Origin of the sequence: Sphingomonas jatrophae, assembly GCF_900113315.1 — a bacterium.
GTDB lineage: Bacteria > Pseudomonadota > Alphaproteobacteria > Sphingomonadales > Sphingomonadaceae > Sphingomonas_P > Sphingomonas_P jatrophae.
Genome location: NZ_FOZG01000002.1, coordinates 1,039,816 through 1,055,130, shown reverse-complemented (window position 1 = coordinate 1,055,130; position 15,315 = coordinate 1,039,816). Strand labels below are relative to the sequence as shown.

The 15,315-nt window shown below is 70.0% G+C and carries 17 protein-coding genes; 7 read left to right on the top strand and 10 right to left on the bottom strand.

The annotated features are described in order from the left end of the window. Positions 1-121: 121 nt before the first annotated feature. From panB to BM360_RS14320, 6 genes are all read left to right on the top strand, one after another. Positions 122-982, top strand: coding sequence for a 3-methyl-2-oxobutanoate hydroxymethyltransferase (panB, locus tag BM360_RS14345; RefSeq protein WP_093315716.1), 861 nt, complete (start codon positions 122-124; stop codon positions 980-982). A gap of 66 nt (positions 983-1,048) precedes the next feature. Then, the gene (locus tag BM360_RS14340) at positions 1,049-1,744 is read left to right on the top strand and encodes a tetratricopeptide repeat protein (RefSeq protein ID WP_093315715.1); all 696 of its coding nucleotides are present in this window, start codon (positions 1,049-1,051) and stop codon (positions 1,742-1,744) included. A gap of 11 nt (positions 1,745-1,755) precedes the next feature. After that, positions 1,756-3,096 (top strand): PQQ-like beta-propeller repeat protein, encoded by a 1,341-nt coding sequence (locus BM360_RS14335; RefSeq protein WP_093316065.1) that lies wholly within the window; start codon positions 1,756-1,758, stop codon positions 3,094-3,096. An 83-nt stretch (positions 3,097-3,179) separates the two neighbouring features. Further along, positions 3,180-4,562 (top strand): ribosome biogenesis GTPase Der, encoded by a 1,383-nt coding sequence (gene der / locus BM360_RS14330; RefSeq protein WP_093315714.1) that lies wholly within the window; start codon positions 3,180-3,182, stop codon positions 4,560-4,562. After that, a complete protein-coding gene (locus BM360_RS14325; RefSeq protein WP_093315713.1) occupies positions 4,559-4,774 on the top strand; it encodes a sulfurtransferase TusA family protein in 216 nt (71 codons plus the stop codon). Before der ends, BM360_RS14325 begins: the two co-directional genes overlap by 4 nt. Before the next feature lie 59 nt (positions 4,775-4,833). Next, positions 4,834-5,235: an Hpt domain-containing protein gene (locus tag BM360_RS14320; RefSeq protein WP_093315712.1), complete on the top strand. Its 402-nt coding sequence runs from the start codon at positions 4,834-4,836 to the stop codon at positions 5,233-5,235. Positions 5,236-5,272: 37 nt separating this feature from the next. On the opposite strand, the gene bfr is transcribed toward BM360_RS14320, so the two are convergent. The 4 genes from bfr to purL all read right to left on the bottom strand — a co-directional run bounded on the left by bfr (position 5,273) and on the right by purL (position 9,533). Then, complete coding sequence (bfr, locus tag BM360_RS14315; RefSeq protein ID WP_093315711.1) at positions 5,273-5,773, bottom strand: bacterioferritin; 501 nt, start codon at positions 5,771-5,773, stop codon at positions 5,273-5,275. A gap of 107 nt (positions 5,774-5,880) precedes the next feature. After that, positions 5,881-6,057, bottom strand: coding sequence for a (2Fe-2S)-binding protein (locus tag BM360_RS14310; protein ID WP_093315710.1), 177 nt, complete (start codon positions 6,055-6,057; stop codon positions 5,881-5,883). 40 nt (positions 6,058-6,097) lie between these two features. Beyond that, positions 6,098-7,342, bottom strand: coding sequence for a DUF418 domain-containing protein (locus BM360_RS14305; RefSeq protein WP_093315709.1), 1,245 nt, complete (start codon positions 7,340-7,342; stop codon positions 6,098-6,100). Position 7,343: 1 nt separating this feature from the next. After that, the gene (gene purL / locus BM360_RS14300; protein WP_093315708.1) at positions 7,344-9,533 is read right to left on the bottom strand and encodes a phosphoribosylformylglycinamidine synthase subunit PurL; all 2,190 of its coding nucleotides are present in this window, start codon (positions 9,531-9,533) and stop codon (positions 7,344-7,346) included. Positions 9,534-9,628: 95 nt separating this feature from the next. On the opposite strand from purL, the gene BM360_RS14295 reads away from it, so the two are divergent. Continuing rightward, the gene (locus BM360_RS14295; RefSeq protein ID WP_093315707.1) at positions 9,629-10,006 is read left to right on the top strand and encodes a four-helix bundle copper-binding protein; all 378 of its coding nucleotides are present in this window, start codon (positions 9,629-9,631) and stop codon (positions 10,004-10,006) included. A 63-nt stretch (positions 10,007-10,069) separates the two neighbouring features. On the opposite strand, the gene BM360_RS14290 is transcribed toward BM360_RS14295, so the two are convergent. The 6 genes from BM360_RS14290 to BM360_RS14265 form a co-directional block, all read right to left on the bottom strand. After that, complete coding sequence (locus BM360_RS14290) at positions 10,070-10,447, bottom strand: hypothetical protein (RefSeq protein WP_093315706.1); 378 nt, start codon at positions 10,445-10,447, stop codon at positions 10,070-10,072. 108 nt (positions 10,448-10,555) lie between these two features. Next, on the bottom strand, positions 10,556-12,175 hold the full coding sequence (locus tag BM360_RS14285) for a M28 family peptidase (RefSeq protein WP_093315705.1): 1,620 nt from the start codon (positions 12,173-12,175) through the stop codon (positions 10,556-10,558). Between the two features lie 118 nt (positions 12,176-12,293). After that, entirely contained in the window at positions 12,294-12,845 is a 552-nt protein-coding gene (gene rpsI, locus BM360_RS14280) for a 30S ribosomal protein S9 (protein WP_093315704.1), read from the bottom strand. 5 nt (positions 12,846-12,850) lie between these two features. Continuing rightward, positions 12,851-13,327, bottom strand: a complete 477-nt coding sequence (gene rplM / locus BM360_RS14275; protein ID WP_093315703.1) for a 50S ribosomal protein L13 — start codon at positions 13,325-13,327, stop codon at positions 12,851-12,853. Positions 13,328-13,491: 164 nt separating this feature from the next. After that, on the bottom strand, positions 13,492-14,235 hold the full coding sequence (locus BM360_RS14270) for a hypothetical protein (protein WP_093315702.1): 744 nt from the start codon (positions 14,233-14,235) through the stop codon (positions 13,492-13,494). Next, a complete protein-coding gene (locus BM360_RS14265; RefSeq protein WP_093315701.1) occupies positions 14,232-15,251 on the bottom strand; it encodes a COX15/CtaA family protein in 1,020 nt (339 codons plus the stop codon). Before BM360_RS14265 ends, BM360_RS14270 begins: the two co-directional genes overlap by 4 nt. Positions 15,252-15,315 lie beyond the last annotated feature (64 nt).

Below are 15,315 nucleotides of genomic sequence, written 5' to 3'. Positions count from 1 at the left end.
GACGCGAGTTCATCGCGACAGCGGGCCATAGAACGCGCATAATCGCGAAAAGAGCCGCATCTGGCCAAGATTCCGCTGGCGCAAGTTGCCGCCCGGGACTCGGCCGACTAGTCTCTCACCTATGTCAACGACTTTCACAATCGACACGGCGACCAGCCGAGCCACGCCGACGCCCGCCCCGATGAAGCGCGTCACCATCCCCGCCATCCAAGGGCGCAAGGGTGGCGAGCCGCTGGTGATGCTGACCGCCTACACCGCGCGCATGGCGCAGCTGCTCGACGCGCATTGCGACATCCTGCTGGTCGGCGACAGCCTGGGCCAGGTGATCTACGGCCTGCCGTCCACGCTTGCCGTCACGCTCGATATGATGTGCGCGCATGGCGCCGCGGTGGTGCGCGGCAGCTATCATGCGGCGGTGGTGATCGACATGCCGTTTGGCAGCTATGAGGCGGGGCCGGCACAGGCCTTCACCTCCGCCGCGCGGATCATGGCGGAGACGGGTGCGGCCGCGGTGAAGCTGGAGGGCGGTGAGGCGATGGCGCCCGTCGTCGCCTTCCTCAGCCAGCGCGGCGTCCCGGTGATGGGCCATGTCGGCCTGACGCCGCAGGCGGTGAATGCACTCGGCGGCTATGGCGCGCGCGGGCGCAGCGAGGCGGAGCAGGCGAAGATCCTCGCCGACGCCAAGGCGATCGCCGCCGCGGGCGCCTTCGCCATCGTCGCGGAAGGCGTGATCGAGCCGTTGGCCGACCGGCTGGCGGCGGAGATCGCCTGCCCCGTCATCGGCATCGGCGCCTCGGCGCGGTGCGACGGGCAGGTGCTGGTGACCGAGGACATGCTCGGCATGTTCGAGCGGGTGCCACGTTTCGTGAAGCGTTATGGCGACATCGCCGGCGCCATCACCGACGCCGCCGCCGCTTATGCCGCGGACGTGCGTGCGCGGGCCTTTCCGACGCCCGATCAGGTGTATCGCCCGAAAGGCTGAGGACAGCTTCCGTTCAGCGGCAGGCGCGTCTAAAGAGGCCCGCCTTTTTTCCGGAGTTTCGCCGCCTTGGCCCTGACGCCTGCCAATCAGGACGCCTTCTTTCGTGAAGTCGACGAGGAGCTGCGCGCCGCCCAGCTGAAGCGCGCGTGGCGCCGCTATGGCGTGCTGATCGGCGCGCTGGTGGTGCTCGCGCTCATGGCTCTGGCGGGCGCGCTCTACTGGCAGCATCGCCGCGCCGCGGCACTCGATGCGCGGGCGGAGGCGTTCGACGGCGCGATCGCGGCACTGGGCGACGGGCGGGAAGCGCCGGCGCGCGCGGCGCTCGGTACGCTGGCGGCGGACGGCAGCGACACTTATGCGGTGGCCGCGCGGCTGACCCAGGCGGGGCTGGCACAGTCCAAGGGCGACCTGAAGGCCGCCGCCGCGCAGTTCCGCACCATCGCCGCAGACACCAACGTGCCGCAGCCCTTCCGCGATCTGGCGACGATCCGCGGCACCGCGGCCGAATTCGACACGCTGGCGCCGGCGCAGGTGATCGAGCGGCTGAAGCCGCTGGCGGTGGCGGGCGGCCCATGGTTCGGCAGCGCGGGCGAGATGACGGCCCTGGCCTATCTCAAGATGAACCAGCCGGCGAAGGCGGGGCCGTTGTTCGCCGCGCTGGCCAAGGACAAGACCTTGCCCGAGACGCTGCGGGCGCGGGCGGTGCGTATTTCGGGGCAGCTGGGCGTGGACGGGGTCGCCGCGGCAGGAGAGGCGGGCTGAGCGACATGGTGATGAAGCGGGTGGGCGTGGCGCTGGCGACGCTGGCGCTGCTGAGCAGCTGCGGGATCTTCCGCGGCGACGGCAAGAAATCGAAGACCCCGGTGCTGGGCGAGCGCGTTCCCGTGCTCACCGCGGAGGCGGGTGCGGAAGTCGACGCGACGATTGCGGAGCTGCCGGTGGTGGTGCCTGCCGCAGCGCCGAACGCAGCCTGGGCGCAGCCGGGCGGCAATGCCGAGAAGTCGATGGGGCATGTCGCGCTCGGCGCCACGCTGGCGCGGGCGTGGACGGCGAAGATCGATGGCGGCGGCCCCAAGGCACGGCTGGGCGCGGCGCCCGTCATTGCCGACGGCAAGCTGTTCGTGGTCGACACGCAGGCGCAGCTGCACGCCTTCGACGCGAAGACGGGGGCGCGGCTGTGGCAGTCGGCAGTCGGCAGCGTATCGGAGGACAGCAAGCGGGCGAAGGGCGATTCGCGCGCGCTTTATGGCGGCGGCGTCAGCTATGACGATGGCAAGGTCTACGCCACCAACGGCCTGGGCGACGCGGTCGCCTTCACCGCGGCAGACGGCAAGCAGCTGTGGAAGGTGCGGCCGGGCGGCCCGCTGCGCGGCGCGCCGACCGTGTCCGACGGCAACGTCTATGTCGTCTCCGCCGACAATCAGCTGTTTGCACTGAGCGCGACGGATGGATCGACGGTGTGGAATGCGGCGGGCACCCTGGAAGTGGCGGGCGTGTTCGGCGTCGCGGCACCGGCTTCGGGTGCGCAGACGGTGGTCGCGGGCTTCTCTAGCGGAGAGCTGACTGCCTATCGCTACGAAAATGGCCGCGCCGTGTGGCAGGACGCGCTGTCGCGCACGTCCATCTCCACCGCCGTCGCCTCGCTGTCCGATATCGACGCGTCGCCGGTGATCGATCAGGGCCGCGTCTATGCCGTCGGGCAGGGCGGGCGCATGGTGGCGATGGAGCTCGTCACCGGGCAGCGCGTATGGGAGCTGAACATCGCCGGCATCTCGACGCCGTGGGTGGCGGGCGACTGGCTGTTCGTCGTCACCGACGATGCGCGCTTGCTGTGCATCCAGCGCACCACCGGCCGCGTCCGCTGGTCCGCGCAGCTGCGCCACTTCCGCAACCAGAAGAAGAAGACCGGCCCGATCACCTGGATCGGCCCGGTGCTGGCGGGTGACCGCCTGCTCGTGGCATCGAGCCGGGGCGAGCTGGTCAGCGTCGGCGTGGCGGACGGCAAGGTGGGCGATGCGGTGGACGTGGGCGACTCGGTCGCGCTGCCGCTCGTCGTTGCGGACAACATGCTCTACGTGCTGACCAACGACGGCCAGATCACCGCCTGGCGATAAGCGTTCGGGGCGGCAGTGGCTTATTGCCGCCCCTTGCCTGCAAGTTGATCGAACCTGGCGGCAAATGCGGCTATAGGCGCGCAATGCCTCTTCCTACCGTTGCGATCGTCGGCCGCCCCAATGTCGGCAAATCCACCCTGTTCAACCGTCTCGTCGGCAAGCGTCTCGCGCTGGTCGACGATCGGCCCGGCGTCACGCGCGACCGGCGCGAGGGCGAGGCGGAGCTGATCGGCCTCAAGTTCCGCGTCGTCGACACCGCCGGCTTCGAGGACGAGGATCCCGAAACGCTGCCCGGCCGCATGCGCCAGCAGACGGAGGCGGCGGTGCGCGGTGCCGACGTGGCGCTGTTCCTGATCGATTCGCGGGCCGGCGTGACGCCGCTCGACGAGGAGATCGCCCGCTGGCTGCGCGAGCAGGACACGCCCGTCGCGCTCGCCGCCAACAAGGCCGAGGGGCGTGCGGGCGACAGCGGCGTGCTGGAGGCCTTCGCGCTCGGCTTCGGCGATCCCGCGCCCATCTCCGCCGAACATGGCGAGGGCATTGCCGACCTGTTCGAGGCGCTGCTGCCGCATCTGGAGCCCGAAGGCCCGCCGGACGACGTGGAGGCGGATGACGAGGACGAAGACGAGGATCGCCCGCAAGGGCCGCTGAAGCTCGCCATCGTCGGCCGGCCGAATGCGGGCAAATCGACGCTGGTCAACCGCATCCTCGGCGAAGATCGCATGATCACCGGCCCGGAGGCAGGCATCACGCGCGATTCGATCGCGATCGACATGGATTGGCCGACGATCGACGGCGGCACCCGGCCGCTCCGCCTGATCGACACGGCGGGCCTGCGCAAGAAGGCCCGCGTACAGGACAAGCTGGAGAAGCTGTCCGTCGCCGATACTCTGCGCGCGGTGGATTTCGCCGAAGTGGTGGTGCTGCTGCTCGATGCGACGCTCGGGCTGGAGGCGCAGGACCTGCGCATTGCGGATGCGGTGCTGCAGGAAGGCCGTGCGCTGGTGATCGCGCTCAACAAGTGGGACATTGCCGGCGACCCCTCCTCGCTGTTCGGCGGCGTGCGCCACGCGCTGGATGAGGGGCTGGCGCAGGTGAAGGGCGTGCCGCTGATCGCCGTGTCGGCGGCGACGGGCAAGGGCCTCGGCCAGCTGATCGACGCTGCCTTCGAGGTACGCGACGCCTGGTCGAAGCGCGTCTCCACCGGCCAGCTCAATCGCTGGTTCGAGCGCGCGGTCGAGGCCAATCCGCCGCCCGCGCCGGGGGGCAAGCGGATCAAACTGCGCTATCTGACGCAGGCCAAGACGCGGCCGCCCGGCTTCATCCTGTTCGGCACACGCGTCGATCAGCTGCCGTCCAGCTATCAACGCTATCTCGTCAACGGCATCCGCAAGGAGCTGGGATTCGGCGCGGTGCCCGTGCGGCTGACGCTGCGCGCGGCGAAGAACCCGTTCGACAACAAGTGATCGAGGTGGATGCACGCGGCCTGCGCTGCCCGTGGCCGGTGCTGCGGCTGGCGCGCGCGATGCGCGATGCATCCGCAGTGCGGATCACGGCGGACGACCCCGCCGCCGCGCGCGAGATCGCAGCGCTGGCGCGGGAGCGGGACTGGCGGCTGAAGGACGAGGGCGGCGCGTGGATCGTCTCCCGATCCGGACCGACCGTAACGATCGCTTAACCGCAAGCCGGTTAGACATCGGCGTCGCCCCACCTCCCGCGGGGCCGAAGGGCAGCCGCATGCAGAGCGAAGCGATCGTCGACTGGCCTGCCTTCGCCCGGGCACGCGCGCAGCTGGGTGCCGAGTTCGTCCGGATCGTCGGCTATTTTCGCGAGGATGGCGCCAAATCCGTCCGCGCGATCGAGGCGGCGATGCGCGCCAACGATCCCGTCGCGCTGGTGATGCCCGCACATACGCTGAAGGGCGAGGCGGCGCAGTTCGGCGCGATGCCGCTGTCGATGCTGGCCGAATTGATCGAGATGACCGCGCGCCGCTGCATCGAGACGCATGACGGTCCGAACGAACTGATCGAGGACGTGGTGCGCCTGCGCCCGCTGTTCGAGGCGACCATGGCGCTGTTCGACCGGGAGTTGAACCCGCTACGCACGCGCGCCGGCGGGTTCGGCCGGCGCGTGGCGTAAGCCGCCCCGGCAGCCGACCGGGGCGACGTCGCGAGCCTCAGCCCTTTACCGCGCCTTCCTGCTCACCCGCCGGCTTCGACTGGAGCTGGATGTAGTTGTGGATGCCCATCCGCTCGATCATGTCGAACTGCCGCTCGAGGAAGTCGACATGCTCCTCCTCATTGGCGAGGATCTGCTTGAACAGATCGCGGCTGATGAAATCGCGGACAGTCTCGCAATGGGCGATGGCGTCGCGGAGCAGCGGGATCGCGTCCTCCTCAAGCGCGAGATCGGCCTTCAGCACCTCCTCGGTCGACTCGCCGATGCGCAGGCGCCCGAGCAGCTGGAAATTAGGCAGGCCATCCAGGAACAGGATGCGCGCCGACAGCCAGTCGGCATGCTTCATCTCGTCGATTGATTCGTGCCGCTCATATTCGGCAAGACGTTCGATGCCCCAGTGATCGAGCAGCCGGTAATGCAGCCAATATTGGTTGATCGCGGTCAGCTCGTTCTTGAGCGCCTCGTTCAGATAATCGATGACCTTTGCGTCGCCCTTCACGGCCGGCTCCTGATCTTGGGGGATATGCCGTGCGGATAACGCCGCATGCCCCCAAAACGAAGCGCGAACGACTCGCGCGAGTCGTTCTCAGGGCAAGGTCGCGCCGGTCAGGCCGCGATGGTGGCGCGTTCGGAGGCGATGATTTCGCGCGCGAAGGGCACGCACTGGCCGCACCGGGCACGGCGGCCGAGACTGGCATAAGCAGCGCACGGGCTTGCCGCACCGGCACGTGCGGCACCGCGCACGTCGCGCTCCTTGATCGCATTGCAAACGCAGACGATCATCTGAGGGCCTCTCCGCTTTGATTCTGCGAGCACGATACCGCTACTGATAATCCTTCGCAATAGCTGTTCGTCGCATCGGCTGCGCCTCCCACCGCGCGAGACTGCGCCAGAGCCACTCGAACGGGCCATAGCGGAAGCGGGCGAGCCAGGGCTTCGACCAGAGCAGGATCAGCATCCATTGGCCGAGCACGAGCAGGTAGAGCTCCGCCCGCTCGAGCCGGCCGAACAGGCCCAGGCCGTAGCCGTAGAAGATCGTCGTCATGACGAGCGTGGTGCCGAGATAGTTGGTGAACGCCAGCCGGCCCGCCGCCGCCAGACGGGAGACCAGCCCCGACGCTCGCCCGCTTCGGACGAGCAGAATCAGCGCGGATGCATAACCGAGGGCGATCGGGAGGCGCATGAGCTGGCTGAGCGCATCCGTCAGCGGCAGGAACGCCACGTCGAACCGATGCGCGACGATCGTCCGCGCGATCGCCGCGGTGCCGGCGAGACCGATCGCCCCCGCCACGACGAAGCGGCGGTAGGACAGCGCGCGCCATGTGCCCTGCCAGAAGCCCAGCCGGTAGAGCGCCATGCCGAGCAGTCCGATGCCAAGCGTGCCGCACAGCAGGAACGGCAGAAACACCGTCTGGAACAGCAGGATCATCGGCTTTCGCGCGGCGAACGCGTCGAGAAAGCCGCCGCGATAGAGCGTCAGTTCGCGCGCGATCACCGAGGGGTCCGGCGCGCTGATGCTGAGCGCCTGCCGCCACGCGGCGATCGCGTCGGCCGGCGCGCCGGGCGTGCTGACGATCGCCTGCAGGTGGGTGAGATCGTGCCACGTGATCAGCTGGCGCGCGATGTCCGCGGCGAACAGCAGCCCGGCGGCATAGAGGAGCGCGCTGACCGGCCAGCGCCGCGCGAGGAACAGCAGCGATCCGGCGACCGCATATTCCACCAGGATGTCGCCGAACCAGAATAGCCAGCCGTGGATCATGCCGAACACGAACAGCCAGAAGATGCGCGCATAATGCGTCCGGGCGGGCCCGGGCGTCCGCCCCTCCGCCGCATCGGTGACGATCAGCAGCGATGCGCCGAACAGCATCGTGAACAGCGCGCGCATCTTGCCGTCGAACAGCACATAGGCGGCCGCCCATGCGGCGAGGTTCAGCCCGTCGGCCCCGCCATAATAATTCGGATCGACATAGGCATAGCCCGGCAGGCCGAGCGACACGATGTTCATCGCGAGGATGCCGAGCACCGCCACGCCGCGCACGACGTCCAGCGTGGCGATGCGCTCGCTCACCTCATGCCAGCGCGTCGGCCGCGCTGCCCATCAGCGCGGGAAAGAAGCCCTCATGTGCGCGGCGCAGCTCGGCCAGCGGCACGCCCGCCACCGCATCGCCCCCGGCCGAGCCGAGGAAAAGATGCGGCACGCTCGCGGCCGCCAGCGCGCGCACCACCGGATCGGAGTTGGCCGTCGCCAGCACGTAACGGCCCTGATCCTCGCCGAACAAGGCGGCGGCGGTGAGCGGCACGTCCCGGTCCAGCGTCACGCCCAGGCCGCTCGCCAGCGCCATCTCCGCCAGCGCGACGAGCAGCCCGCCATCGGCGAGATCGTGCACCGCGGTCAGGCGCCCGGCGACGATCAGCGCGCGCACCGCATCGCCATTCGCCCGCTCGGCGGCGAGATCGACCGGGGGCGGCGGGCCTTCCTCGCGGCCGTGCAACTCGCGCAGCCACAGGGATTGGCCGAGATGGCGGCCCCAGTCGCCCACCAGCCAGAGGTCGTCGCCGGCCCCCATGCCGCCGACGCGCGCGGCGCGGCGCCAGTCCGCCATCAGGCCGACGCCGCCGATCGCGGGGGTGGGCAGGATCGCGCTGCCGCCGCCCGTCGCCTTGGATTCGTTGTAGAGGCTGACATTGCCCGACACGATCGGGAAATCGAGCGCGCGGCACGCCTCCGCCATGCCTTCGAGGCAGCCGACGATCTGGCCCATGATCTCGGGCCGCTGCGGATTGGCGAAGTTGAGGCAGTTGGTCACGGCGAGCGGCGTCGCGCCGACCGCGGTCAGGTTGCGCCACGCCTCGGCGATCGCCTGCGCGCCGCCGGCCTTGGGATCGGCGAAGCAGTAACGCGGCGTGCAATCGGTGGTGATCGCCAGCGCCTTGTCCGTGCCGTGGACCCGCACCACCGCGGCATCGCCGCCGGGCGCCTGCACCGTATCAGCGCCGACCATGTGGTCATATTGCTCCCACACCCAGCGGCGCGAAGCGAGATCGGGGCAGCCGATCAGGCGAAGCAGGTCCGCCGAAGCGTCAGCCGACTCGGGCACGTCGCCGAGCGGCGCGGGCGGCGGCGTAGGAACATGCGGGCGGTCGTAGAGCGGCGCCTCGTCGGCGAGGGGCGCCAGCGGGATGTCCGCCACCGTATCGCCGCGCCACTTCAGCACCATGCGACCGGTGTCGGTGACGTGGCCGATGACGGCGAAATCGAGCGCCCACTTGCGGAAGATCGCCTCGGCGAAATCCTCGCGGCCGGGCTTCAGCACCATGAGCATCCGCTCCTGGCTCTCCGACAGCATCATCTCATAGGGCGTCATGCCGGTCTCGCGCTGCGGCACGTCGTCCATGATCAGCTCGATGCCGACGCCGCCCTTGGACGCCATCTCGACTGAGGAGGAGGTGAGGCCCGCCGCACCCATGTCCTGGATCGCGACGATCGCGTCGGAGGCCATGAGCTCCAGACACGCCTCGATCAGCAGCTTCTCGGTGAACGGATCGCCCACCTGCACGGTCGGCCGCTTGGCATCGGCATCCTCGCCGAAATCGGCGGACGCCATCGTCGCGCCGTGAATGCCGTCGCGCCCCGTCTTGGAGCCGACATAGACGATCGGATTGCCGACGCCCGAGGCCGCCGAATAGAAGATCCTGTCCTGATCGGCGATGCCCACCGTCATCGCATTGACGAGGATGTTGCCGTCATAAGCGGGGTGGAAGTTCACCTCGCCGCCCACCGTCGGCACGCCGACGCAATTGCCGTAGCCGCCGATGCCGTGGACGACGCCGGCGATCAGGTGGCGCATCTTCGGGTGATCGGGCCGGCCGAAGCGTAGCGCGTTCATGTTCGCCACCGGCCGCGCGCCCATCGTGAACACGTCGCGCAGGATGCCGCCGACACCTGTCGCCGCGCCCTGATAGGGCTCGATGTAGCTCGGGTGGTTGTGGCTCTCCATCTTGAAGATGGCCGCCTGCCCGTCGCCGATGTCGATCACGCCGGCATTCTCGCCGGGGCCGCAGATGACGTGCGGCCCTTCGGTCGGCAGCTTCTTCAGGTGGATGCGGCTCGACTTGTAGGAGCAGTGCTCCGACCACATGACCGAGAAGATGCCGAGCTCGACCAGGTTCGGCTCGCGCCCGAGCGCGTGCAGCACCCGCTCATATTCCTCGGGGGACAGGCCGTGCTCGGCGACGATGTCGGGCGTGATGCTGGTCATGCGCGAGCGGATAGCCGAGGCTGTGCGCGCTGTCAGCCGGGAACCCCGCGACGGATGCGCCGGTTCGCCCATCTCACCGCCAGAGGAGCCCGGCCATGTCCGTCCACAAGATGATGGGGCTGCACCCGTCGCCCGCCGCCAATGTCGAGGCGCTCGCCACCGCGGCGAAGCATGCCGCTTATTGCGCGCTGTTCTGCACGTCCTGCGCCGACGCCTGTCTGGCCGAGGACATGGACATGACAACGTGCATCCGCCTCGATCTCGACTGCGCGGAGGCGTGCGCCGCCGCCGCGCGCGTCCTTGCCCGCCAGACCGCGACCGACGAGACTGCGCGCCGGGCGATCGTCGAGGCCTGCATCGCCGCGTGCGAGGCCTGCGCCGCCGAGTGCGAGCGGCACGATCACGACCATTGCCGGCTGTGCGCGGAAATGTGCCGCGAGTGCGCCCGCGATTGCCGCGCGGCGCTGAACTGAGCGCCCAAGAAAAAGGCCGGCGGGATCGCTCCCGCCGGCCGCATCATCCTTGAGGCGGGAGGCTTACGCCTTGCAGGCCTGGGCGCTGCCGCCCGGCTTGGTGATCGTCAGCGCCTTGCCGTCGCCGGCCACGGTGTAGCCGCCGCCGGTATAGGGCTCGCCCTTGGCCGGCGCGGTCAGCACGGTGGGCGTGCCCGTCTTCTCGGTGCGCAGGTTCGCCGTCATCCCGTCGTTGAACAGGTCGACGTAGAGAAGGCTGTTGTCCTTGCAGCGATAGGTGAGGCTGGACACCATCGCGGGCGGCAGCTTCACCGGCGGCGCGGCGGCGACCTCCTTGGCGGTGGGATCGGCCGTCCCCGCGGTGACCGTCTCCGGCTGCGAATTGCAGGCGGCGAGCGCGAGGAGGGGAAGGGCGGCGAGCGTGAGGGCGCGGTTCAGCATAGCGCAGGTTACTTCGCGGTCGCAGCACGGACCGTCAAGCCGCCATTTCATGTCAAATGCGCGCAACTATCGGTTGGCTCCGGGCCGGCCCCAATCCTCTCTGGAGTGTCAGCGCCGTGCCGCGTCGCTCCGTGCGCGATCTGCGGCGAACGGCTGACCTGCGCTCCACGCCGGCCACTTGTCACCCTCGGCAATCTCGCGACCGAGCGCGAAGGCCACGCTGCCTTCCTGTGCGGCGCCGGTCATGTCCCATGCCGGATCAAATTCGTCGCAGGGCTGGTGATAGCAGCGCGAGTTATAGGCGGCGCGCTTCGCCTCGCCCGCGGCCATGCCGCCGGCGACGAGATCGCGGCCGGCGCGGAAATAGACGCCGGGCACGCCCTTCTGCGCGAAGGCATAATGGTCCGAACGGTAATACCAGCCCGCCTCGCTATTCTCCTCCGGCACCACGCGCAGACCCTGCGCCAGCGCAACGCGGTGCAGATCCGCCTCCAGCGGGGTACGGCCGACGCCGATCAGCTCCAGATTGCGCGTGCGGCCGAGCACGACGTGCGGATCGAGGTTGAACTGCGCGGCGGTCGTCTCCAGCGGCAGGGCAGGGTGGCCGGCATACCAGCTGGCGCCGAGCAGGCCCTTCTCCTCCGCCGTCCACAGGCCGAAGACGACGCCGCGGCGCGGGCGCGGGCCGCTGGTGAAGGCGCGGGCGATTTCCAAGAGCGTCGCGGTGCCGGTCGCATTGTCGATCGCGCCGTTGCGGATCTGGTCGGCGGGCGGGTCCGAGGCGTTCTCGCCATTGGCGTCCCAGTGCGCGCCGTAAAGGATTGTGCCGGCTTTCGGATCGCTGCCGGGCAGCAGGCCGACGACGTTGTGGCTGACGACGCGGTCGAGCGCGGTCTCGACCGTGGCCGACAGGGTGACACCCTTCAGCATGACGCCGCGGAAGCTGGCCGCCTGCGCCGCCCGCTTCATCGCGGCATAGTTCAGCCCCGACGCTTTCAGCATCAGCCGGCCGATGTCGCCGCGCACGTTTCCGCGCAGACCATAGGGCGTCGGCTCCGCCCCCTCGTCGAGCGCATAGCCGGGCATCGCATCGCCATTGGCGATCTGGCTCCACGGATAGCTGGCGGCAAACTCCTCGTGGATGGTCAGGAAGGCGGCGGCGCCGCGCTTCTGCGCCTCGCTGATCTTGGTGCGGCTGGCGGGAACGGCAGCGCGGCCGCCGAAGCCGAGATCGCGTCCGGCCTCGACATCGGGATCGCCGGCAAGCGCGAGCACCACTTTGCCGCGCACGTCGAGACCCGCATAGGGATCATAGCCCAGCCGCGGCTCGACCACGCCATAGCCGACGAACACGACGGGCACGTCGGTCAGCGTCGTCGTGCCGGCGATGCGCGACGAGGCGGCGATCTCGATCCCCGGGCGCAGCGGCACGGCCTTGCCGCGGACGGTGGCGGTGATCGTCGTCGCGCCGCGCGTCCAGCGCAGCAGCGGCACCGGCTGGAGATAGGAGCCATCGGCGCCGAGTGGCTTCAGGCCGAGCGCGGCGAAGCGCTTGGCGAGGAAATCGGTGGTGAGCGGTTCTCCCTGCTGCGTCGGCCCGCGGCCGCGGAGATCGTCCGCGGCGAGCGTGGCGACATCCGCCTTGATCCGCTCGGGCGAAAGGATCGGCGCGGCAGGCTCCGGCGGAGCGGAGGCGGCGAGGAAGAGGAGGGGGAGGAGGCGCAGCATGGCGGCGACGCTAGCGGCCGTGCGACGGTCCGCCAAGCGGAGCGATGCGCCTGACTCCACAAAAGAAAAGGGCGCCCCCGTTGCCGGGAGCGCCCTTTCGAACAGAGGGATGAGCCGATCAGCGCTTGGAGAACTGGAAGCTCCGGCGCGCCTTGGCCTTGCCGTACTTCTTGCGCTCCACCGCGCGGCTGTCGCGCGTGAGGAAGCCCGCTGCCTTGACGGGCGAGCGCAGCACCGGCTCGTAGCGGGTCAGCGCCTGCGCGATGCCGTGCTTCACCGCGCCGGCCTGGCCAGAAAGGCCGCCGCCGGTGACGGTGCAGACGATGTCATACTGGCCGGTGCGCTCGGCGACGACGAACGGCTGGTTGATGACGAGGCGCAGCGTGGGCCGTGCGAAATAGACTTCCTGATCGCGGCCGTTGACCGTGATCTTGCCGGAGCCGGGCTTCAGCCACACGCGGGCAACGGCATCCTTGCGGCGGCCGGTGGCGTAGGAGCGGCCCTGCGCGTCGACGATGCGCTCGCGCAGCGGGGCCATCGGGTGCGACGGCGCGTCGGGCGTGGCGGCATAGTCGCCACCGGCGGCGTCGGACGCCTGCGGGGTGGGGGCCGGGGCAGCCGCGCCGGTCAGCGCGGCGAGATCGGCGAGGGACTGGCGGTTATCGGACATGGCGTTCAGCCCACCTTGTTCTTGCGGTTCAGCGCGCCGACGTCGAGCACGGTCGGGCTCTGCGCTTCGTGCGGATGTTCGGTGCCGGCGAAGATGCGCAGGTTGCGCATCTGCTGGCGGCCCAGCGGACCGCGCGGGATCATCCGCTCGACGGCCTTTTCCAGCACGCGCTCGGGGAAGCGGCCATCCAGCACCTTGGCCGCCGTGACGCCCTTGATGCCGCCGGCATAGCCGGTGTGCTTGTAATACACCTTCTGCTGCGCCTTGCGGCCGGTGAAGCGCACCTTGTCGGCATTGATCACGACGACATTGTCGCCGCAGTCGATGTTCGGGGTGAAGCTCGGCTTGTGCTTGCCGCGCAGGATGTTCGCGATGATCGTGGCGACGCGGCCGACGACGAGGCCGTCGGCGTCGATCAGGTGCCACTGCTTGTTCACCGTCGCCGGCGTCGCCGACTTGGTGGTCTTCATGAGCGCCTTCATGGGGCGGATGACCTCTGTTGTGGGGCCCGGGGCCCTGAAACGAACCGCGCCGCCCGGCCGGTGAGGGCTGAGGGCGGCGCGTGGTGGCGGCCAAATGCGGGCCGGCCCCTGAAAAGTCAAGCAATTCCGCGGTGCAGCTGACGGGTATTTGGATACCGCACAGATCAGGGCAGGCGTTGGAGCGTCCGCACCATCGTCTGCGCGGGAGCGCCGGGCAGGCGCACGGTACGGCGGCTGACGCTGCGCAGGACGAGGCCGGTCGCACGCTCCACCGTCAGCTCGTCACGCCGCTCGATGCCGTCGCCGGCGAGGTCGATCGCATAGCTGACGCTCTGCGCATCGGCGCGCAGCCAGCGTGCATGGCCGCCAAGCGGGCCGGCGCTGACGACGGTCTCGCCCGCGGCCGGCAGCGAATCGGCCGCGGGGGCGACCAGTTCGGTCGGCCATTCCGCCAGTGCCGCCTGGCGCTCGGCCGGCCTCATCGCCGCTGCCTGCGCGAACACGCCGTCGGCCGCCGCACGCACGGCCGGCGGCAGACCCGGACGCGCGGCGATCGTGCGGCGTGCGGCCGCCTGCCCCGCCAGCACGCGCGCCCAGACCGCCTCCCCACCGATGAGCGCGCCCGCTGCCCCGCCGCGGCCGAGCATCAACGTGACCGGCACCCCCGTCATCGGCGCCATCGCCGCATCGAGCAGGGCCGCGGCATTGGCGGAGCCGGTCGCGCCATAACCGGTCTGCACCGCCTCCAGCCGCCAGCCCGCACCCTCGCGCGTGAAGCGGACGTCGTGCGTCATGCGCAGCACGATCGGCCCGCGCGCGCCGGGCCGCTCCAGCCGCGTCTCGTAGCGAAGGGGGGTGGGTGGCGGGGCGAAGACGATGGCGGGCGGCGGTGCGGCAGCGGCGATCATCGCCGCCCGAGCCGGTGCGCGACCGCCACCAGCAGGGCGAGCAGCAGCGCCGCGACCGCCTGGTGCGCCGCCGCCAGCACGATCGGCACGCCGAGCAGCAGCGTCAGGATGCCGAGCAGGATCTGCAGGCCGACGACGACGGCAACCGCCGGCAGCGCCCATGCCGCGCCGGCGCGCCCGGCCCGCCACGCCAGGGCCAGCGCCGCCGCGGCGGTGAGCCAGGCCCACCAGCGATGGACGAACTGCACCGCCACCGGATTGTCGACGAGGTTGGTGAGCAGCGGCCAGTCCGCCTGCCAGCCGCCCGCGGGGAACAGCGCGTCGCCCATCAGCGGCCAGCTGGAGAAAGCATAGCCCGCATCCAGCCCGGCGGTGAATGCGCCGAACAGCAGCTGCACGAACAGCACCAGCAGCACCGCCGCCGCCATGGGCCGCAGCTTTGCCGGCCGCCGCCCCGCCTTTGCCAGGCCGCGCAGATCGAGTGCGGTCCACACCAGCCCGCCCAGCGTGACCAGAGCGGTGAGGAGGTGGACGGCGAGGCGGACATGGCTGACGTCGGTGCGGACGGACAGGCCCGATTTCACCATCCACCAGCCGATCGCGCCCTGGAGCCCGCCCAATGCCAGCAGCGCCACCAGCCGCGGCCCGTAGCCCTGCGGGATCGCCCGCCGCCACCAATACCAGGCGAGCGGCAGCGCGAAGGCGAGGCCGATCACGCGGCCGATCAGCCGGTGGAGATATTCCCAGAAGAAGATGCGCTTGAACCCCTCAAGCGTCATGCCCTGGTTGAACGTCTGATATTCGGGGATGCGCTTATAGGCGTCGAACTCGGCCAGCCACTGCGCCTGCGTGAGCGGCGGGATGGTGCCCGTCACTGGTTTCCAGCTGGTGATCGACAGCCCCGATTCGGTCAGCCGGGTGATGCCGCCGACGACGAGCATGACGAAGACGAGCCCGGCGACAATCAGCAGCCAGCGGGCGAGCGACAAGGGGCGGGGAGCGGGAGCGGGACGCATCGGCCACGGCGCATAGACGCTCGCGCAGGCAGCCGGAACCCTCCTGCCGATGATATGTTGTAAC